The sequence below is a fragment of the Pseudomonas asiatica genome (assembly GCF_009932335.1).
Taxonomy (GTDB): domain Bacteria; phylum Pseudomonadota; class Gammaproteobacteria; order Pseudomonadales; family Pseudomonadaceae; genus Aquipseudomonas; species Aquipseudomonas asiatica.
On sequence record NZ_BLJF01000001.1, the window covers coordinates 1,725,415 to 1,745,364 of the forward strand.

The 19,950-nt window shown below is 60.7% G+C and carries 20 protein-coding genes and 2 pseudogenes; 11 read left to right on the plus strand and 11 right to left on the minus strand.

The genetic code is table 11. The annotated features are described in order from the left end of the window. Positions 1-52 precede the first annotated feature (52 nt). From GYA95_RS08140 to hutH, 3 genes are read left to right on the plus strand one after another with little or no spacing between them, the layout of a single operon-like run. Complete coding sequence (locus GYA95_RS08140) at positions 53-904, plus strand: ABC transporter permease (RefSeq protein WP_015270115.1); 852 nt, start codon at positions 53-55, stop codon at positions 902-904. Next, positions 901-1,734 carry a quaternary amine ABC transporter ATP-binding protein gene (locus GYA95_RS08145; RefSeq protein ID WP_003256804.1) on the plus strand — a complete coding sequence of 278 codons (834 nt, stop codon included), beginning with the start codon at positions 901-903 and terminating at the stop codon, positions 1,732-1,734. The genes GYA95_RS08140 and GYA95_RS08145 overlap by 4 nt, the downstream gene beginning before the upstream one ends. Before the next feature lie 12 nt (positions 1,735-1,746). Beyond that, positions 1,747-3,270, plus strand: coding sequence for a histidine ammonia-lyase (hutH, locus tag GYA95_RS08150; RefSeq protein ID WP_015270116.1), 1,524 nt, complete (start codon positions 1,747-1,749; stop codon positions 3,268-3,270). Between the two features lie 412 nt (positions 3,271-3,682). Here hutH and GYA95_RS08155 read toward each other — a convergent pair whose 3' ends face one another. Continuing rightward, positions 3,683-5,008 (minus strand): SDR family oxidoreductase, encoded by a 1,326-nt coding sequence (locus GYA95_RS08155; protein ID WP_015270117.1) that lies wholly within the window; start codon positions 5,006-5,008, stop codon positions 3,683-3,685. 361 nt (positions 5,009-5,369) lie between these two features. On the opposite strand from GYA95_RS08155, the gene GYA95_RS08160 reads away from it, so the two are divergent. Continuing rightward, on the plus strand, positions 5,370-6,998 hold the full coding sequence (locus GYA95_RS08160; protein ID WP_015270118.1) for a mechanosensitive ion channel family protein: 1,629 nt from the start codon (positions 5,370-5,372) through the stop codon (positions 6,996-6,998). Between the two features lie 192 nt (positions 6,999-7,190). Here the strand turns inward: GYA95_RS08160 and GYA95_RS08165 are convergent, their stop codons facing one another. Genes GYA95_RS08165 through GYA95_RS08175 form a run of 3 tightly spaced genes read right to left on the minus strand, consistent with a single transcriptional unit; the run spans position 7,191 to position 9,306 of the window. After that, the gene (locus tag GYA95_RS08165; RefSeq protein WP_015270119.1) at positions 7,191-8,249 is read right to left on the minus strand and encodes an MgtC/SapB family protein; all 1,059 of its coding nucleotides are present in this window, start codon (positions 8,247-8,249) and stop codon (positions 7,191-7,193) included. Then, positions 8,234-9,055, minus strand: a complete 822-nt coding sequence (locus GYA95_RS08170) for a helix-turn-helix domain-containing protein (protein WP_015270120.1) — start codon at positions 9,053-9,055, stop codon at positions 8,234-8,236. Before GYA95_RS08170 ends, GYA95_RS08165 begins: the two co-directional genes overlap by 16 nt. A 2-nt stretch (positions 9,056-9,057) precedes the next feature. After that, entirely contained in the window at positions 9,058-9,306 is a 249-nt protein-coding gene (locus tag GYA95_RS08175) for a hypothetical protein (protein WP_223997932.1), read from the minus strand. A gap of 372 nt (positions 9,307-9,678) precedes the next feature. Here GYA95_RS08175 and GYA95_RS08180 point away from each other — a divergent pair, with 372 nt between their 5' ends. Then, entirely contained in the window at positions 9,679-10,605 is a 927-nt protein-coding gene (locus tag GYA95_RS08180) for a universal stress protein (protein ID WP_015270122.1), read from the plus strand. Between the two features lie 27 nt (positions 10,606-10,632). On the opposite strand, the gene GYA95_RS08185 is transcribed toward GYA95_RS08180, so the two are convergent. Then, the gene (locus GYA95_RS08185; RefSeq protein WP_015270123.1) at positions 10,633-11,181 is read right to left on the minus strand and encodes a GNAT family N-acetyltransferase; all 549 of its coding nucleotides are present in this window, start codon (positions 11,179-11,181) and stop codon (positions 10,633-10,635) included. Between the two features lie 186 nt (positions 11,182-11,367). On the opposite strand from GYA95_RS08185, the gene GYA95_RS08190 reads away from it, so the two are divergent. Genes GYA95_RS08190 through GYA95_RS08200 form a run of 3 tightly spaced genes read left to right on the plus strand, consistent with a single transcriptional unit; the run spans position 11,368 to position 14,316 of the window. Beyond that, positions 11,368-12,282 (plus strand): universal stress protein, encoded by a 915-nt coding sequence (locus GYA95_RS08190; RefSeq protein WP_015270124.1) that lies wholly within the window; start codon positions 11,368-11,370, stop codon positions 12,280-12,282. Between the two features lie 2 nt (positions 12,283-12,284). Then, the gene (locus tag GYA95_RS08195; RefSeq protein ID WP_015270125.1) at positions 12,285-13,652 is read left to right on the plus strand and encodes an MBL fold metallo-hydrolase RNA specificity domain-containing protein; all 1,368 of its coding nucleotides are present in this window, start codon (positions 12,285-12,287) and stop codon (positions 13,650-13,652) included. A 55-nt stretch (positions 13,653-13,707) separates the two neighbouring features. Next, complete coding sequence (locus GYA95_RS08200) at positions 13,708-14,316, plus strand: hypothetical protein (RefSeq protein ID WP_043935573.1); 609 nt, start codon at positions 13,708-13,710, stop codon at positions 14,314-14,316. A 185-nt stretch (positions 14,317-14,501) separates the two neighbouring features. Here GYA95_RS08200 and GYA95_RS08205 read toward each other — a convergent pair whose 3' ends face one another. Both GYA95_RS08205 and GYA95_RS08210 read right to left on the minus strand, forming a co-directional pair. Further along, a complete protein-coding gene (locus GYA95_RS08205) occupies positions 14,502-15,071 on the minus strand; it encodes a GNAT family N-acetyltransferase (protein WP_015270127.1) in 570 nt (189 codons plus the stop codon). Between the two features lie 57 nt (positions 15,072-15,128). Next, a complete protein-coding gene (locus tag GYA95_RS08210) occupies positions 15,129-15,587 on the minus strand; it encodes a hemerythrin domain-containing protein (protein ID WP_015270128.1) in 459 nt (152 codons plus the stop codon). 234 nt (positions 15,588-15,821) lie between these two features. Here GYA95_RS08210 and GYA95_RS08215 point away from each other — a divergent pair, with 234 nt between their 5' ends. Next, positions 15,822-16,553, plus strand: coding sequence for a helix-turn-helix domain-containing protein (locus GYA95_RS08215; RefSeq protein ID WP_024086875.1), 732 nt, complete (start codon positions 15,822-15,824; stop codon positions 16,551-16,553). Here the strand turns inward: GYA95_RS08215 and GYA95_RS08220 are convergent. Then, positions 16,528-17,253 carry a ferredoxin reductase domain-containing protein gene (locus GYA95_RS08220; RefSeq protein ID WP_015270130.1) on the minus strand — a complete coding sequence of 242 codons (726 nt, stop codon included), beginning with the start codon at positions 17,251-17,253 and terminating at the stop codon, positions 16,528-16,530. The genes GYA95_RS08215 and GYA95_RS08220 overlap by 26 nt on opposite strands. A 194-nt stretch (positions 17,254-17,447) precedes the next feature. On the opposite strand from GYA95_RS08220, the gene GYA95_RS08225 reads away from it, so the two are divergent. Beyond that, positions 17,448-18,002, plus strand: a complete 555-nt coding sequence (locus GYA95_RS08225; protein ID WP_015270131.1) for an Hsp20/alpha crystallin family protein — start codon at positions 17,448-17,450, stop codon at positions 18,000-18,002. A 140-nt stretch (positions 18,003-18,142) separates the two neighbouring features. Here GYA95_RS08225 and GYA95_RS08230 read toward each other — a convergent pair whose 3' ends face one another. From GYA95_RS08230 to GYA95_RS08240, 3 genes and pseudogenes are all read right to left on the minus strand, one after another. Next, positions 18,143-18,568, minus strand: a complete 426-nt coding sequence (locus GYA95_RS08230; protein ID WP_015270132.1) for a potassium channel family protein — start codon at positions 18,566-18,568, stop codon at positions 18,143-18,145. A gap of 27 nt (positions 18,569-18,595) precedes the next feature. Next, positions 18,596-18,814: pseudogene (locus GYA95_RS08235) on the minus strand (ATP-dependent zinc metalloprotease FtsH); the annotation flags it as partial. After that, positions 18,766-19,083 (minus strand): annotated as a pseudogene (locus GYA95_RS08240) (divalent metal cation transporter); the annotation flags it as partial. The pseudogenes GYA95_RS08235 and GYA95_RS08240, both read right to left, overlap by 49 nt. Before the next feature lie 287 nt (positions 19,084-19,370). On the opposite strand from GYA95_RS08240, the gene GYA95_RS08245 reads away from it, so the two are divergent. Beyond that, a complete protein-coding gene (locus GYA95_RS08245; RefSeq protein ID WP_015270135.1) occupies positions 19,371-19,940 on the plus strand; it encodes an acyl carrier protein in 570 nt (189 codons plus the stop codon). The last annotated feature ends 10 nt before the right edge of the window (positions 19,941-19,950 follow it).

Sequence of the window (19,950 nt, forward strand, 5' to 3'; positions counted from 1 at the left end):
GCCGGACAAGGCACGCGACAGTCCGTTTCATGCACTTGCTCGAGAGAATTCCATGTTTCCCAAGAACTTCACGTTTTCCATTGCCGACTGGGTCAATGGCTGGGTCGATGCGCTTGTAACCAACTACGGTGACGTGTTCCGGCACATCTCCGACACCCTGCTGTGGGCCATCGTCAACCTCGAAGGCCTGCTGCGCGCAGTACCCTGGTGGCTGATGCTGGCCATTGTTGCTGGTATCGCCTGGCACGCCACCCGCAAAGTCGTGACCACTGCCGTGATCGTCGGCTTGCTCTTTTTGGTCGGCGCGGTCGGCCTCTGGGACAAGCTGATGCAGACCCTGGCGCTGATGCTGGTCGCAACGCTGATATCGGTCCTGGTCGGCATTCCGCTGGGTGTGCTGTCGGCGCGCAACGATCGCCTTCGGGCGGTGTTGATGCCGCTGCTCGACATCATGCAGACCATGCCCAGCTTCGTGTACCTGATACCGGTGCTGATGCTGTTCGGCCTGGGCAAGGTGCCGGCGATCTTTGCCACCGTCATCTATGCCGCGCCGCCGCTGATTCGCCTGACCGACCTGGGCATTCGCCAGGTGGATGGCGAGGTCATGGAGGCGATCAACGCTTTCGGTGCCAATCGCATGCAACAACTGTTCGGTGTGCAGCTGCCACTGGCGTTGCCGAGCATCATGGCCGGTATCAACCAGACCACCATGATGGCCCTGTCGATGGTGGTCATCGCCTCGATGATCGGTGCCCGCGGCCTGGGTGAAGACGTCCTGGTCGGCATCCAGACCCTGAATGTGGGCCGCGGCCTCGAAGCGGGCCTGGCCATCGTGATTCTGGCGGTCGTGATCGACCGTATTACCCAGGCCTATGGCCGACCACGGCATGGGGTGGGCAAATGAGCGCCAAACAGACAATGAACAAGATCGAAGTCAAGAATGTCTTCAAGATATTCGGTGCTCGCGCCGAAGATGCCCTGAAACTGATCCGCCAGCAAAAAGCCAAGGATCAGGTCCTGGCCGAAACCGGCTGCGTGGTTGGGGTCAACGATCTCTCGTTGTCCATCGGCAGCGGCGAGATCTTCGTGATCATGGGGCTGTCGGGCTCGGGCAAGTCGACCCTAGTGCGCCACTTCAACCGCCTGATCGACCCGACCAGCGGCCAGATCCTGGTCGATGGCGAAGACATTCTGCAGTACGACATGGACGCCCTGCGCGAATTCCGCCGGCACAAGATCAGCATGGTATTCCAGAGCTTCGGCCTGTTGCCGCACCGCACCGTGCTGGACAACGTCGCCTACGGCCTGAAAGTCCGTGGCGAGAGCAAGGCCAGGTGCGCAGAGCGTGCCCTGCACTGGATCAACACCGTGGGCCTCAAGGGTTACGAAAAGTCGTACCCGCACCAGTTGTCGGGCGGCATGCGTCAGCGCGTCGGCCTGGCCCGCGCCCTGGCAGCCGACACCGACATCATCCTGATGGACGAAGCCTTCAGTGCGCTCGACCCGCTGATTCGCGCCGAAATGCAGGACCAGTTGCTGGAGCTGCAGAAGACACTGCACAAGACCATCGTCTTCATCACCCACGACCTGGACGAAGCGGTGCGTATCGGTAACCGGATTGCCATTCTCAAGGACGGTCGCCTGGTCCAGGTCGGTACGCCGAAAGAAATCCTCTACCAACCTGCGGACGAATATGTAGATCGTTTCGTGCAGCGTCGCGTAGCTTCGCTTTAAGGAACCGGGTATATGTCGTTTGCCGAAAGAATCATCATCGCCGACGCGCCAGTGCGTTGGCAGGACGTGGTGGCAGTGGCCCGGCATGGCGCGAAGCTTGAGCTGGCCCCATCGGCCTGGGCCCGGATCGAGAACGCCCAGGCGATTGTCCAGCGCATCGTTTCCAGCGGTGACCGCGCCTATGGCGTCAACACCGGGCTTGGCGCCTTGTGCAATGTCTCGTTGCAGGATGAACAACTCAGCCAGCTGTCGCACAACACCTTGCTCAGCCATGCCTGTGGCGTGGGTACGGCGCTGTCGGACGAACAGACCCGGGCGATCATGTGCGCGGCGATCATCAATTTCTGCCAGGGCCGTTCCGGCCTGCAGCGCAAGGTGGTCGAGGCGCTGCTGACCTTGCTCAACCAGCACATCACGCCGCAGGTGCCGAAGCAGGGGTCGGTGGGGTACCTGACCCACATGGCGCATATCAGCATCACCTTGCTGGGCGTCGGCCAGGTCAGCTATCGCGGCCAGATCATGCCGGCGCAGCAGGCCTTGGCCGAGGTCGGCCTGGCGCCGGTCAAACTGGGTGCCAAGGATGGCCTGTGCCTGGTCAACGGTACCCCTTGCATGACCGGCCTTAGCTGCCTGTCCCTGGACGACGCCACTCGGTTGAGCCAATGGGCGGATGTCATCAGTGCCATGAGCTTCGAGGCCCTGCGCGGCCAGCTCGATGCCTTCGACCCTGAAATCATCGCGATGAAACCGCACCCCGGCATGCAGCGCGTGGGCAGTAACCTGCGACGCCTGCTCGACGGCAGCGAAATCATTGCCAGCAGCCAAGGCATACGCACCCAGGACGCCTTGAGCATTCGCTCGATTCCGCAGGTTCATGGCGCCGCCCGCGATCAGCTAGACCACGCTGCGCGGCAGATCGAAACCGAACTCAACTCCACCACGGACAACCCGATGCTGCTGGGTACGCCCGAGTCGTATCGGGTGGTTTCCCAGGCGAATCCGCACGGCCAGTCGGTGGCCATGGCGGCTGACTTGCTGGCCATCGCGGTGGCCGAGATCGGGGCGATTGCCGAGCGTCGTCTCGATCGCCTGATCAACCCGTTGGTCAGCGGATTGCCGGCTTTCCTGGTCAGCCAGCCGGGAGTTAATTCGGGGATGATGATTGTCCAGTACGTGGCTGCTTCACTGTGTGCAGAAAACCGTCAGCTGGCACAACCGGCAGTCGTCGACAACTACGTCACTTCCGGCCTGCAGGAGGACCATCTGAGCATGGGCACCAATGCCGGGTTGAAGCTGCACCGCGCCCTGGAGAACTGCACGCAGATCCTCGCCATCGAATACCTGCTGGCGGCCCAGGCATTCGAGTTCCTCAAGGAGCAGCGCTTTGGCGCGGGTACCAGCGTTGCCTGGCGGTTGTTGCGCGAACGGGTCCCGGCGTATGCCCAGGACCGTTGGCTGGCCCCGGATATCGCCAGCAGCGCATCGATCCTGAAGGATCCGGGCCTGCTTGGCGCTGCATTCCCCGAGCTGTTATGAGCGATGCAAGGGCCGCTCATGGCTTCGGCTCCTGAGGCGCAAGACCTGTGCAATCGGGGGGCAAATGCCCCCTTGATTGTGAACGACCAATATTCAGAAAAAAGGCCAGGGTGCCATGCACCCTGGCCGAGCTCATTTCAAGTTAGCGATTTTCGCTACCACGACCGCCGCCGTGGCTGTCCTGTCCGCCTTTACGTCCAGCCTCAGAGTCGCGTTCATCACCTCATGTCGTCACACAGGAAAGTCTGTGTTCAACTCGGACGTCAGGCAGAGGGGCGTTTGCTCTACTGCATTTTGCTCGGCCCGACGGGTTGCGCGAAAGAACCCGTGCGGGCGCCGGTGGTGCAGCAGAGCTTTGTTCGCCAACCTTTGGGAAGGATCTGGCTTGCATCGGCTTTGACGGCACGGTCGTTCAGCTCCTGCGTCGTGAATGGGTGATTGCAAAACCCACGATCATTCCAAGCGCCGCTGCGCCTATCAGTAGAGGCGTCTTGTCTTTTGACTTCCTCCAACCCCCGTCGATACTCCTCCTGCCACTCGGCGGCTCAAAGAGGTTGCCTGATGATGTTTCGGCTTTCGGGCTGCGGTTTATCCCCCGACGCGTCAGCCACCCCGATAACAGAGGCAGGCCCGGTACCAGGTAGCTGGCCAGATGCGCCAGGCGGGCCGTGGCACCGACCGTGGTGTGAGCGCGTGGTGAGATTGCGCAGGCCACCATGGCCTTCGCCACAAGTTCGGGATCATATACAGGGCCCGGAGGCGTCAGCGCATGGCCTGTGTAGTTGCCGCCGTCTCGGAAGCCCGGTGTGTCCATGACGGCCGGATAGATATCGCACACGTGGATATCGGGAAACTCCGTCAATTCCCCCCGCAGCGCCTCGGTCAGGCCGCGCAAGCCGAACTTGCTCGCAGAGTACGCGGCTGCATAGGGTTGGGCCACCCAGCTGCCCAGTGACAGTGTATTGATCAGGATGCCGCTGCCCTGGGCTTTGAAGAGGGGGAGGGCTACGAACGCACCGCGCAGGTAACCCATCAGGTCGGTCTGAATGACCTGCTCGTGGGCCTCCAGCGGTGTTTCCTCGAAATTGCCGACCGCCCCGACGCCGGCGTTGTTGATCCAGATATCGATTCGCCCGTGGCCGAATTCTGCTGCCTGTGCGGCCAGCGCTTGCACCTGGTCGTTGCGGGTGACGTCGGTCGTGATCGCGATGGCATCGGTACCGCAGTCGGTGCATTCATCCAGCACGTCGAACAACGCCTCTTCGTCGCGCGCAGCGAGCACCAGGCGAGCGCCCTTGCAGGCAAATGCGTGCGCGGCGGCACGGCCGATACCGCTGGAAGCGCCAGTGATCACCACGACTTTGCCGCGCAGTGGCCCTCTGCTCGGAACGCCCCCGCGGGGCGCTTCCTGTTCTGTGCCAGATTTCTTGTGGTCGTCAAGTGGCGCGATCGTTTCGCTGGCCTCGATCCGAGAAAGCTCAAGAGCGGTGCCATCGACCAGGGTCAACCTCAGCCCTTCAATCGTGCCAGCCTCCCGGTTCGGAAACACGGGTTCACCCTCGGCATCCACGCTGTCGTAGATGAAGCGCGTGCCTTCGATCCACCCCACGGCGGTCAAAAGCTCAGGGCCGAGATAATACTTCCCGTCTTGAAAGAAGCCAGGGAACTGATGAGCCCGCTCCACGTTTTCCACGCGATAGCGTTCACCTGGTTTCATACCTGTCGCTTGATCGATCATTTTGCGAACCCCTGTAGTTGGACCTCGGAAATGCCAGCCTTTGCTGTGCTAGTCAGAAGCAGGCCCGGTGCGCTTGACGCTGCGCGGGCCAGCAACGCTCCGGATACCAAAGCGCTCGTTGGCACCTGCCCCGGCAGGCGCATCTTTGCGTGTTGGATATGCAGGGGAAGCCAGGGCGGACCGCAAAGTTCAGACCAACAAGTCCGGTGGTACCAAACGGTGCTTCGCTGCATCCGTGTGTCACAGGATGATGTCCTGAACCGCCGCGCCCGTATTTCCGCTGGTTCCTCAGCCCTGGGCAGTAAACGCTGTGCTATCACTACCTGCATGGTTTTCGCCATAGGGGCCCGGGGATCTCATGATGAAGCGCCTTTATTGCCTGCTGTTGATTCTTTTCACCCTGCAGCCCATGGCCGGGCACGGTATCGAGGTTGCAGGCAGTGCCACAGATGGCGTGCCCGGTGAGCCGGCCGAGCTGACCATCGCCAATCGCAGCATCTTCATCTTCCACGCCACCTTGCTGGGGGAAACGCCGGCGGCGCGGGTGCAACGGGCCACAGCCGTGATCGAAGAGGCCTTGCGCGGGACTGATGAGCTGAAGGTCAGCGTCGACCCCATCCTGAATAGCCACCTGGTGCTATTGGGAGGGCGGCGTGCCTTCATCATTGCGCCGCAGGACCTGGGCCTGGCCGGTGGCGACACTCGCGAAGCCGCCGAGCAGGCAGCCGCTATGCTGCGCCTGGTGGTCGACGAGACCGGTCAGGCCCGCAGCCTGCGCTTTCTGCTCAAGGCAGCAGGCTACTCGGCGCTGGCCACGTTGATCTACGTGGTGCTCATCAAGGGCACCAACCTGGCTCGGCGCAAGCTCCAAGGCCTGTTGCCGCAGCTGATGCGCGAGCGCGCCCGGCAGATACGGCTCGGGCAGATGCCGCTGTTGGACATGCAGCTGGTCTACACCGTGATCGAACGCCTGTTGCGGCTGCTGCACTGGGGCGTAGTACTGTTGCTGAGCTACCAGTGGCTGAGCTTCGTGCTGTCGCAATTCCCCTACACCCGGCCTTGGGGGGAAAGCCTCAACGTCCACTTGATCGACCTGTTACGTTATCTGCTCGACGGCATTTTGCAGGCAATTCCCGGCATCGCCGTGGCTATCATCATTTTTTTCATCGCCCGCGGTATCAGTGGCTTCAGTCGGCGCCTGCTGGAGCGCATGGCTCGGCCGGGCACCCTCAAGTGGCTGACCGAGGAAACCCTGCAGCCAACCACACGCCTGACCTCACTTGCCATCTGGCTGTTCGCCCTGGTGATGGCGTACCCGTACCTGCCGGGTTCCGGCACCGACGCCTTCAAGGGGCTGTCGGTGCTGCTCGGGCTGATGATTTCTCTCGGCGCCTCCAGCATTGTCGGGCAGGCGGCAGCGGGCCTGATCCTGACCTATTCACGCACCTTGAAGGCTGGCGAGTATGTGCGGGTAGGTGACCACGAGGGCACGGTGACCGAAGTCGGCATGTTCAACACCACGATCCGCACTGGACTGGGCGAAGTGTTGACCTTGCCCAACTCGATGATCACCGGCTCGGTGACACGCAATTTTTCACGTGTTGTACAGGGGCAGGGCTACATCGTCGATACTGTGGTCACCATCGGTTACGACACGCCGTGGCGCCAAGTGGAGGCGATGCTGGTGGAGGCGGCCAAGCGTACCGACGGCATACTGGAAAAACCCAGGCCGCAGGTGTTTCAGACCGGGCTTTCGGATTTCTACCCCGAGTATCGCCTGGTGGCGCAGGCGGTGCCGAGTGAGCCACGGCCACGGGCAGAACTGCTGAGCCTGTTGCACGGCAACATTCAGGATGTGTTCAACGAGTACGGGGTGCAGATCATGTCGCCGCATTACCTGGGCGACCCCGCGCAGGAAAAGTGGGTGCCGCACGAGCGCTGGTTCACGGCACCTGCGCGGAAACCTGAGGTTGGCCAGCCGGGGGAATAGCGTCATAACCGGCGATCACAGGGTCGCCATGCTGCCGACGGTGCTCCAGTGGCGTCATGTCGAACCAGCGCAGATGGGCGCGGCACCAACTCTTGAGCAAGGTTGATTGGATATGTCGTGGTCATGGTCCCTGTAGCTTTTCAGTTCCTCAAGCTTGTCCTCATCCAGGGGGTAGAGGTTGCCGATACAACCTCATATCAAAAGCCCCAGCCACATTGCACCGAGGATGACCAGTTGGCCGGGAACAAGGTATCTCCCGAAGCTGCAGCCGCCGCTACCGAGGGACAGAATGCATTTGGTCAAGGTGTTGCCGGTCAGGGCGACGGTGATGATCAGCGCTGTGAAGAGATCGAAGGCACCATCGCCCTGATGCGCTGTTGAAGTGCCTTGGTCGCTACGCCAGGGGGCAAGCAACAAAGTGCCGTAAACCACCGTACCCACGGTACCGAGCCCGATCGAGGCCACGAAAGGCTTCAACAGGTGTCGGTCGACGATGCCTAGCACCAGGGCGAATTGCGCGATGCTGGCGAGGTTCGACAGTACGGCTGCGGCGGCCAAGGGCCTCACGGCTGTGACTTGCCGACGTGCCTCATGGGCAAGCAGCGCAATGGTTGCCGTGCCGGAGGCGAAACCTGAGGCGATCGCGCTCAGGGGCAAGCCGTAGCGTGGGCCCACCAGACGCATTGCGATATGCCCCAGTGCACCGGCGGTCATCAGCAGGACGACCAGCGTACAGATGGTGCGAGGGTTGAGTGCGCCATACGGCCCCATGAACCTGTCCGGTGTCAACGGTAGCACCACCAGCGCTACCGTCAGCAGCATCAAACCATCGCGCAGCTCTTCCTCGCTCAGTTGCTGGAGCACGAAATGGTGCAGCTCGCGGCGCAGTGCCAGCAGCACGGTCAGCACCACGCCGACCGCCGTGGCAAGTTCTGGCTCGTCAAGGCTCAGTGCGCCCAGCGTCAGCACCAGTAGCAGGGCGATTTCGCTGGTGACTTCGGGGTCTTTGTCGGCGTGTTTGCGGTAATGCATGCACAGCATCAGAACCAGGCTCAGGCTGGCGACCCCGACCAGTACCGGCCCGGCCAGCAACATGCTGACGTAGCCCAGCAGGGCGGTGATGGCGAAGGTCCTAAGGCCGGCAGCGGCATGATCTTCATTGCGGCCTTTCTTGCGCTCGCGCTCAAGCCCCACCAACATGCCGATGCCCAGCGCGACGGCACCGTGGCTGACATTTACCGCGTCGAGCATGGCGCCTTCGGGGTGTCCTTGGGGCTGACTTCCGCGCCGCCTTGCTCAAGGGCTATCAAGGCTGGCAGATCGAGTATCTCGACAAGCCTGCCACGCATGCTGACGATGCCCAGCGCGCGCATGCGGGCGACTGAGCGACACACGGTTTCCAGGCGCAGGCCCAGGTACGAAGCCATGTCTTCCCGGGACATGCGCAGCATGAAGCCGTGGGCAGAGTAGCCGCGGCTGACGAAGCGCTGTGACAACCCAACCAGGAAGCTTGCCAGGCGCTGTTCGGCGGTGAGGTTGCACAGCATCAGCACCCGCTCATGCTCACGCACGATTTCTCGGCTCATCAAACGGTTCAGGCTTTGCTGCAGGACGGGAAAGTCACGCGCCAATGCCTGCAGCCGGCGATAGGGGACAGGGCACACCTCGCTGTCTTCCAGGGCAATGGCATCGCATACGTGATGTTCGGTGGCGATGGCGTCGAGCCCAAGTACATCGCCCGGCATCCAGAAATTGATCACCACGCCCTGGCCTTCGGCGCTGTTCAGGCTGGTCTTGAAGCTGCCACAGCGCACGGCATAAAGCGTCGTCAGCGGATCGTTGGCGTTGAACAGCGCGGCGCCTTTGCGAATACGCATGCGCGGGCCGATCAGTGCGCCCAGGCAACTGTTGTCATGCACGGGCAGACCGGTGGGCAGGCACAGCCCGCTGACACGGCACTCTGTGCACAGGGTCGTCAGCGGTTTCAGGTGAATCGGGGTTGCCGGGCTCGACGCTGCAGGTTGGTCGAGCAAGGTCACTTTCAGTAGGCCAGTCATTTTCAGGCCTCCTTCGCGCATCGGAGACCTGCCTGGGCTGCCATCCCTGCATTAGCTTTGCCAACGCTGCCCATACCTGGGCGTGGTGACCAGTCGGCGAGCATGTCCCGCGAGTGGGGCGCGTTGAGGCGCGCATTCAACCGGTCGACAAAGGCTTGCGCTTCGGTGGACGTAACGAAGCTCACCCGGCAGTCGTCCATGCGGACCCACCAGCGGTTCTGCTGAGGGCTATTTTCGACGTAGATGTTCATGGAAGCCTCCAAAAGCATGCATGAGCAAACCAACTGCAAATCCATGCGAAAACGAAGGCATCCCTGCCGGCAACAGGGGTGTTCAGGGCGTGATTGCCATTTTCATCGCGCTATCGCGCTGGTTGGCGAACGACCATAGGCGACGTTCGATGGTTTTCATGAGCGCCATGGCACGCCTCCGGGGCATTCGATGATTGTTGTTGGTGTAGGGTCAGATTGCGCCGTTAACGGCCAAGAGCTTTGACCAGTATCAAATTTCCGCGCCGCGGGCGTTGCCGTTTGTCCGCCCAGTGGTTCAGTTGATAAACATCAAATCCGCCAGGTGCGGGTGATGGATGATCCAGGAACACTTCCCAACCGCTGAGGTGCGCCATGGACAACCCGCAAAGACTCTTGCTGATCGCCTCGCCCCTGATGCGGCGCACCCCGGTCTACGACCGTGCGGCTGCGCTGGCCAAGGCCAAGGGCATGGCCCTGCATATCGTTGCTTTCGACTATCTCGAAGGCCTTGCCACGGCGGGCCTGGTCAACGACCAGACACTGGCTGTGATGCGTGAAGGTTATGTACAGCAACACCGTGAATGGCTGGAAACCCAAGCGCTTTCGATGCGCCGTAACGGGGTCACGGTCACCACCGAAGTGGTATGGGTGCAGCATCCGCTGGACGAGATCCTCGTCCACCTGCGCGAGCAGCCGTTCGCCATGCTGATCAAAGCCTTCGAGCATGAACCCTGGTGGGCGCGGGCGATGTTCACCTCGCTCGACATTCAGTTGCTGCGGGAAACCCGCATCCCCCTGCACCTGGTGCATCAGGCCAGCCACGCGCTGCCGCGCAAGATTCTGGCTGCCGTGGACCTGTCCCGCCCCGAGGACCAGTTTGAGGGGTTCAATGACCAGATCATCAGTGAAGCGCTGAAACTGGCATTACAGTGCAACGCCCAGATCGAACTGCTATATGCCTACGACCTGGGGTCCATGTACCTGGACTCAGGCGGCAGCCGCGAGCATTCGTTTCTGTTCGACTCCAACCTCGCCCAGACGCTGCACGAGGCGCAAAGCGAGGCATTCCAGGCACTGGCCGAACGTAACGGTATCGCCGCCGAACACCGCCACCTGCGGCTGGGAGACCCGGCCAAGGTGCTGGCGCTGTTCATGGAGAACAATGATATCGATGTGCTGGTCATGGGCAGTTACCACCATCGCGGCATTGGCTGGTTCATCGGTAGCACTGCGGAGCGGGTATTGCATCGGTTGTCCAGCAGCGTGCTGGTGATATCACCAGAGCATTCCCAAGGCTGAGAGACAAGGCCCGAAAGGGCCTTGCTTTCAGGCGTGAAGATCGAGCTCGTGAAGGATTTCGCTGACATCGCCACCCAGGTAGCGGGAGGTGAACCCCAGGGTCTTGGTCAGCCGGTGCATGGCGTAGTTGTTCGCCAGGTCCCTGGAGATCATGCAGTGGAAGCCATTGCGCTTCGCGGCCGCGATCAGGTGCTGCATCAGCAGCCGGCCCAGCCCCTTGCGTTGCCATTCTTCATTTACGGCTACCGCGCATTCGCACTGGAGGCTGCCGGGAACACTGGCATACCGGCTGACCCCGATCTGGCGCAACTGGCCATCTGCATGGACCAGGGCAACGTAGGCTTCGCACTGGTGATGATCCACCGGCATATGCTGCGCATCCAGGCTCGGCACACCGCCACTGAGCCCGGCGATGAAGCGGAAACGCCGGGCCTCGAAGGCGATCGTGCTGAGAAAGCGGCGGTCCCTTTCGCGGTCTTCCTCGCGCAGGGGGCGGATCAGTACGGCAGAGCCATCAGAAAGCTTGTCGATCCAATGCTCGCACGCGTCTGGCTTTTCAGTCTGCTGCCTGTTCATGTCGCCTCCCGGTCACCTGGTCGATGCTTGCCAGAGCTGTTGTACCGTGCTGGGCGGCGCCGGTTCTGACAATCGTCAAGTTCCGGCTCGGATGGTGGTTTTCTGATCTGCATCAAGCGCGAACAGGCCTGCTTTCGGACAATCGCCTACATCATCACGCCAGCCGCGCAAGCCCGGAGGTTCGCCATGGGTCAATATCGTCAACTGCTGGTGCTGCTCACCGAGCTCGATCCGCATTCGGCCGCGCTGCGCCGGGCCCTGGCCCTGGCGCATGTCAGTGGTGCCAGTGTGCATGTACTGGGCTTGTTCGAACCGACGCAGGAGCACCTGCTGCGCGAAGAGCGATTGAACGAGGCCGATATCCAGCGTCAGTTCGACCACTACGGTTTGCGGCTGGCGGGGTTGGTCGAGCGTCACCGTGGCAGCGGCCCCGCTTTGACGGTCGACACCTTGCAGGCAGATGACATCCGCAGCCAGGCCATCGACTACATCAGCGAACTGCACCCCGATATGGTCATCAAGGACAGCGAAGTGACGCCAACCATGATGCGCCTGTTCAGCACGCCCCTGGATTGCGCGTTGATGCGGGGCTTGAAGGGCATCACGCACTTCGTACCGGAGGCGGCGGTGTCGCTGCCCCGGCGCGTGCTGGTCGCCGTGGACACCTCCTTCAGCGAAACCCCCGAGGACCAGGCGTCCTTCAACCGCAGGCTGATTCGTGCAGCGCAGGCGCTGGCACTGCAATGCGATGCACAGCTGCACCTGCTCTCGGCCTACAACCTGGCGGGCGTGTTCGCCTCGGACATGAACGTTACCCAGGCGTGGATCGATGAGATGCGCAATGCCTTGAAGGAGCCGTTCGACACCTTGGCGGACGCCGAGGGGGTCCCGGCCGATTGCCGCCACTTCCTGGAAGGTGGCCCGGTTCAGGTGATTCGCGAGCAAGTCGCTGTGCTGGATATCGACGCGGTGGTCATGGGCGTCGTGCAGCCAAAGGGCCTGGACAAACTGCTCGGCGACACCACAGAACGCATCGTCAGCCGCCCGCCGTGCAGCGTCCTTGCGGTTCACCCTCAAGCGGCCGAAACCTTGGAGCCCTAGCCATGCAACTGACATTCCTCGGTGGTACCGGGACCGTGACGGGCAGCAAGTTCCTATTGACCCACGAGAGCAGCCGCGTGCTGATCGACTGCGGGCTGTTCCAAGGCTACAAGCAACTGCGCCTGCGCAACTGGGAACCGCTATCGGCGGCGCTGCGCGCGCTCGATGCCGTGGTGCTGACCCACGCCCACCTCGACCACAGCGGTTATCTTCCGGTGCTCGCGAAGGAAGGCTATACCGGGCCGATCTACGCAACACCGGCCACCTGTGCCTTGGCCGAAATCCTGTTGCTCGACAGTGCCCGGCTGCAAGAAGAGCAGGCAGAGCATGCCAACCGGCACGGCTACTCGAAGCATTCGCCGGCACGCCCGCTTTACACCGAACAGGATGCAAAGCGTGCCTTGGCATTGTTGCGCCCTGTGGAGTTGCATCACCCGACCATGATTGCGCCAGGGATGGAGCTGCTGTTGCGCACGGCTGGGCACATACTCGGCGCGGCGACGGTACAGATCAAGGTCGACGGCCAGACCTTGGTCTTCTCTGGCGACCTGGGTCGGCCACAAGACCCGATCATGCGCGCGCCGGAACTGATCAGGACGGCAGACGTGCTGCTGGTGGAGTCCACCTATGGCGATCGCCAGCATCCAAGCGAATCGACCGAACAGTTTCTGACCCAGGTCATCAACCAGACCCTCCTGCGCCACGGCATCACCTTGGTGCCCTCATTCGCGGTTGGCCGGGCCCAGTTGCTGATGTATTACCTGTACAAGCTCAAGCGCGATGGCCTGATACCCGACATTCCGGTCTACCTCAACAGCCCGATGGCCACAGACGCAACCACCCTTTACCAGCAGTTCCGGAGCGAGCATCGCCTGACGTTGGCGGAATGCGCCGACATGTGCAGGGACACGCATATCATCCGTACCGTCGATGAATCCCGGCATCTGGATCAGCTGCGTGAGCCCGCGGTCATTATCGCCGCCAGTGGCATGGCGACCGGTGGACGAGTCTTGCACCATCTCAAGGCGCTGGCCCCCAACCCACGCAACAGCATTCTGTTCTCTGGTTTCCAGGCCGGCGGTACGCGCGGCGCCGACATCGTCGCCGGTGCGCGCAGTGTCCGCCTGCACGGTGAAGACGTGCCTATCCGGGCCCAGGTGCATGCGATGGATAATCTCTCTGCGCACGTCGATGCCGACGAGATCATGGAGTGGTTGCGCGGTTTCGCCCGCCCGCCACGCCAGACCTATGTCATCCATGGTGAGCCGCACGCCGCCGACACGTTGCGGCGGCGGATCAGCATCGAGCTCGGTTGGCAGGTGTACGTACCCGAGTACCACGAAACGGTTGCTATTGACCCAGTGCGCTAGCCTGGGCCGGGAGGCTGTCATGGATACACAAGCAAGGGCGAAACTCCGGGCCTGGATGCATCGGCCACGGGGTAGCCTGGGGTTTATCGTGGCAATCTTCGCACTGCTCGTCGTGGTCGCTGCCTACCGGTCGTTGAACCCGAACTGGCGCCTGCCGATGCAACATCCACTTATGCTGCTGGCGTTGCTCGCCTTGTGCGTGGCGTTGGGGTGGGTGGTGCAGCGTGGCGTGAAACGCACGGTAGGCAAGACCATATTCAACGGCCAGGCCACGGGCTGGCAGGCTCGGCTTGCCTTCCTGCGCTCGGTCACCCAGGAGTCGAACGTGCTCTTGGGCATGTTGCTGTTCCTGGCGTTGCTCGCTGGCGGCACGGTTTGGCTGGCGGGGCGCTCGGTGGACCGAATCGTGGAAAATTGCACAGACAGCCTGCAGGCCCGGGTGAACACCCCTGAGGATGAAAAGCTCACGGCATTGGTCGGCAAGCCGGTGTGTACCTGCCTGGCGCAGACGTTTCTCGACCGTAATGGGGTGATACGCCTGGCCTTGTTCGAAACGCCGATGCGGGAAGTGAGCGCATACAAGGCGTTGACGGCAGACGATGAACAGCGCTGCCTCGAGCAGTTCGACCTGCTGCCTGAAGAGGCCCGGGCGACGCTGCCTTGAATGTTATGTAGTGCTTGCCAGTAGCTGAAACGACAGGCGCCCGTCGCGGCGCGGGAGGTTTCCATGTCGCATGATCTTGCTCTTTGTTCACGGATACCTCCTCGTGCGGATAGGGCCGGAGGTCGCGGGGCTTGCAGCGGGCGGGGCAGCACGGTGGCTGCCCCAGGCGCTGGCGCAGCGGCGCTTCAGGTCAGGTTGAGGCGATGGATGACCTGGGCCGGATCATCCGGATCGGTAGTGGTGGTGAATCCTGCCGCCTTGGCCAGGTCGCGCATCGCCAGGTTGGCGGCTGAGTCGATCGAGTACATCTGCCGCAGGCCCTTTGCCCGGGCATGATCGGTCAGGTGCTTGAGCAGCAGGCGGCCCAGGCCATGGTGCTGCCAGCTGTCGAGTACTGTCACGGCGCATTCGCATTCATCCTTGCCGGCAATGGCGGCATAACGCGATATGCCCACCTCCTGCAGCTCGCCGTCCACATGGGCGAGGGCGACATAAGCCGCTTGTCGGTCCTGGTCGACCGCCATCAACTGGTCGAGCATCGCCTCACCGGGCTCTTTGATCTGGCACAGGAAGCGAAAATGCCGCGACTGCGGTGACAGCCGTTCGATGAAGGCCCTCTCGCGCTCCCGGTCCTTGGCTTGCAGCGGCCTGATCAGTACATGGGTGCCATTGTCGAGGGCTTCGATCCAATGTTCGCCCGCAGGCTTGGGAAACGAGGGCGCGGTATGTTGACGGGAAGTATCAGCAGAAGCCATGGCAGTATCCTCGTGTGATTGAGATGGGGCGGTTGGGCGCTTGAATTTGCACTCCAGTTAATGCCATTGATGTTTTATTTCCAGCCATTGACTGTTTGAAAGCCATTTGTCTGCAGCTGGAAAGAATATGTTTTCCTCCGACTCCATGTGGTCGTAATATTTTTCGATATAGTCATCGACAGTGTCAGCGATTACTTTCGTGTCTTTTGTCGTAGCCGCTAATGTTTTCAATTGCCCAGCAATGCGCGCAAATGCCTGGTGATCTCGCTCGATATCCAGGATCCGCGGGTGGATCGGCGCCTCCGTGGCCAGCAAGGCTCGCCGAATGATTTCTTCATTCTCATGGTGGTGCCGCTCTGCATTGCTGTGCAAGGCCTCCAACATTTCGAACAAAAGCTTACAGTCATCAGTGGCATCGGGTTCATGCTTTAGCTTTTTCAGCAACTTCCTGATCTGGCTTATCTTATTGGCCATGTCATGGTGATAGGCGTGAAGTTCGTTCAGTAAGGTATTCATGACACATCCTCTACACGTTACCAGACAATGCAGATTTATAAGGCCCAGGGGCCTTCAGACAGGAACACGGGTTGAAGGCTGTCTAAGTCGAGCATGAGGGCAGCGCACTGGCCTGACTTGATCTTGATCAAGCTTTAGTGGGGCACAGCCATGACCCTTGGTCAGTTGCCTCAGAAACTTCGGGCGAAGCGGCTAGCGTTTATAGAGCCCGCAAGAAAAAGCGGAGACATCGTCATGTCAGGCCCTGAAGATATGGGTATAAAGCCCCAGGTAAAGTGCCTTGCGTGCTCTTTGAGCCGACTTTGCCTGCCCGCCAGCCTAAGCGTCGATGAAGTGGAAAAGCTGGAGCGTATCATTCGCCGTAACCGCCCTTTGAAGAGGGGCGAGTATCTGTTCAAGGCCGATGAGCCCATGGAGCATGTGTTTGCCCTGCGCTCAGGAGTCATCAAGAATTTTCTGATTGATACCGAGGGCAACGAGCGGGTCACCGGCTTCGTTCTGCCGGGCGAAATCTTGGGGCTGGACGCTATCGGGGCAAGTCATTATCGGAGCTATGCGTTGGCGCTGGACGTTTCGCTGGTCTGCTCGATCCGGCTGGACCAGTTGGTTGATCTGTCGGGGCAGATACCCGGATTGCGCTATCAACTGTTGCACATGCTCAGCCTGGGTATTCAAGGCAAGGACGAACACCTGCGCTGTTGCCACGGACGAGCCGAGCAGCGCCTTTCGCTTTTCCTGTTGGGCATGGCGGCGCGTTATCAAGAAAGAGGTTTGCGTGCAGACGTCCTTAATCTGCCCATGTCGCGAGGAGATATCGCAAACTACCTGGACCTTACCCTGGAAACTGTCTCCCGGCTTTTCAGCCGGTTCAATCAGGCTGGGCTCCTGCAATGCGTTGGCCGGGAAGTCCGACTCATCGATCAACAGGGCCTGCTCAAGCTCAGTCGGATGGAGGAGCCGAATTGAGGGCCTCGAGAATCCTGTCATAACGTTGCACAGGCCCATTCAGAGGAAATTGACAATTCCAGGATGGACGCGACACATGGTCTGCCCGCAACCAGATACGCTGTATCGGGACCCCTTTTTGCCAACAGATGCGCGCGGCATGCCTTGCCACCAAGGATGGCGCGCAGCAGTAGACAGTGTCCGGCTTGAAATCCTCCAGCTGTTCAGTCAGTTGACTCCAAACGCTTCTGCTGTTGCGCGGCACCGAGGTAAACGCTGAGATCCATGGCTTACATTCAGCGGGCAGTTGCTCCTGCTCAAAGCTTTCGTGCAACAGCCTCACCTCTACCCAAGGTAGCCAACAGCGAACCTCATCCAGTGTGCAAAGTAGCGCCAAAACCCCCTCGCCGTGAGTGATAGCCAGCAGTCGCACACTCTGCAAGGGCACCGGCCAGGCGCTGCCCAGAGGGCCTGAGTACTCCAGCAGATCTCCGACCTTCAATGCCAGGACGCTGCGGGTGGCGACCATGAACCGACCTGCTGCGCCAGGCATGCTGATGTAGTTGCAGGTCCAGCGCTGGGTTTGATTCGCCAGTTGGCAATACTGGCCTGGCATCGCCTCGCTGCGTTGCGGGTTGCACAGCATCAGGCGAAGGTACTGTATGCCGGGCCCCGGCAATGTTTCCAGCAAACGGACACACTCACTGTCATCCTGGTCCATATGCGCCTCGAACAGGTTTGGGCGGGCCACGTTCCATATAAGCTAAGCCCCTGCGATGGCAACACTTTGATCAGGATCAAACCGACAGAGGATGGTGGCCGCATCCTGATTGATAAAGGTCAAACGGGGGCTTGCCTGCCAGCGCAATATCGAGGCGTCTCCCAGGGAGGCATTACTCATTAGAGGAGGTCGCCATGTCCGAAACAGCGAAGAAAGTACCTGTCACTTCCGCAACCACCCAACCTGCCAAGGCTACGCCGCCAAGTACCGAGCCATCGGACCTGTGGCACCCATTCCAGCAGTTGCGGCGTCAGATCGACAGCCTGTTCGACGATTTCGGTCGCCGGCCATTGCGCATGCCGTTCAGCCATACCCCGTTCGATGTCGAGCCATTCTGGCGCCGTGAACTGTTCAGCCATGGCATGCCGGCGATGGATATCAGCGAACTGGCCGATGAGTTTCGCATCAGCGCCGAACTGCCTGGAGTGGACGACAAGGACATCGAGATCAAGCTGGTCAATGGCAACGTTGTGATCCGCGGCGAGAAGCAGGAAGAGGTTGACGAAAAACGCAAGGAGTACCACTTGTCAGAGCGTCACTACGGCAGCTTCGAGCGGGTCTTCCAGTTGCCCCGTGAAGTCGACGCTGAAAAGATCACTGCCCAGTTTGCCAAGGGTGTGCTGCTGGTGCACTTGCCCAAGCGCGCCGAAGCGATTCACCCTGAAAAAGTGATTCCCATCACCAAATGAGCGACCCGGCCGCGTTCAGGAGCATGGACGCTCCCTTTTCGTGTTACAGCGCAACGGTGCTCCAACCAACTGCCCCAGGTGACCTTCGCAAGCCGTCTACTTGTGGCACTGGACGCCACACCCAGACGCCTGAACAGGCGCTATTTGGCTTTCCAGTATTTCTGCATTTCGAGGAACAGGAACGACGCGGTCCAGGTGATCAGCACCAGGCCTGTCAACGCTTGCAGGCCGGTGAGGTACTTCAGATGGCCGTTAGGCGCTATGTCGCCAAAGCCTATCGTGGTGTAGGTGGTGAAGGAAAAGTACACGCAATCCAGGAAGCTGCCGTCGAAGTTGCCACTGAGCGTGCCCCAGCCTTCGGCGTGAATCATCAGGTAATACACCAGGGCGAAACACCAGACCTCCAGCGCATGAGCCAGCAGCGCGCCGAATACGCCTGCGACGATCCGGAATCGGTTCCACAGTTTCAACCGCGGTAGCCAGTCGTTCAGGCGCAGCAGGCATTCGTAGTGGATGATCACCACCAGGATCACCACCAGCATGTTGATCAATGTGACGGTGAGCATGGTCGGTACTCGGACTGGATCGGAGTGTCATTTGGCCGCATCGACCAGATTATAGGTGGCAGGCTCCTTGGCCACCGGCAGCAGCGCCGGGAATTCTTCCGGGGTGATGGTTTCCCTGGCCAACAACAGGCGTGCCCCAGTGTCCAGGTCGGCGCGTCGTTGCTCGAGCAAGGTCCGGGCACGGGCGTAAGCGTCTTTCAGCAGGCCTCGAATACCCAGGTCGATTTCGCGCGCGGTCTGCTCTGTACAGGTAGTCCCCAATGCGCGCTGGCCCTGGCTATCAACTCTTGCCGCGCTTTGCGGTATTTCATGCTGGCGAACAAAGTGGCGAATACGCCTACGAAGAAAATGTACCAGCCGATCGGGCCGAAGAACAGTTCCAACGCCTTGCCCGGGTCGCCGAGCGTTTTCACCTCGATGCCGTTGGGCTGCAGGATTTCCGCGCCGACGATCCAGATCGCCAGGTTGATGACGATAGCGACGAATACCGCAAACAGCAGGTCGTTGCGCATGATGCCTCTGGTGCTTGCGGGCACGGTTATATCCCACTTTTGGAACTATCGTGCTGTTTCAAGCAATCGATTTTGTCATTTTACGATCCCTCTCCAAGCACCATTGAACTGCATAAATCAAAGGTTCCAGGGCGCGTCGGGATTTCTCGCAAAAAGCGATGATGGCACGTTGACTCTCCCCTTAGGGGGAGACTTTAGACTCCCGGCCCTCGATATATCTGGCCTGAAAACAGCATTTTTTGGCCCGATGAATTTATTCATTCAATGCGGCTTTTGTAGGGAAACAATCAATGAACAATCCCTTGGAATTGGACAGCGTTATCAGCAGTACACAGGAGATTCTTGCGCAGTTGCTGGTGTTGGACCGGGCCGACGTGGCAGAGCACAGCAGTATCGTTGACGACCTCGGCGCCGACTCGCTGGATATCGTCGACCTGAGCTTCCAGCTGGGCCGTCAGTACGGTTGCACCTTGCCGAAAACCAGCGTGCTGGATCACGCGGTAGCGGTGTTCGGCGACGCCACCCGGTTTGTCGAAAAAGGCCGAATCACGCAGGACGGCGTGGCCTTGCTGGAACAGAGCCTCAGCGCTTATGCGCCGGGCCAGTTGCACGCGGGCATGCAGCCGGGCGAAGTCTTCTCGGCCACCACCGTGCGTAACTGGGCGCAGCAATGCCATAACGTTTTCAACTACCTCCCCGAGACCTGCCCTGAGTGTGGGGCGGTGCATGCCCAACTCAATGAACGCAAACAAGTGGTGTGTGGCGGTTGCAGTGCTCGTCTGACCCCTCTGGACGGTGACTCGATCTCGCGTCTGTTGGTTGAGCAGTACGCGGCCAACCAGTTGAAGGCTTCGGTGTAGGGGTTGCCTT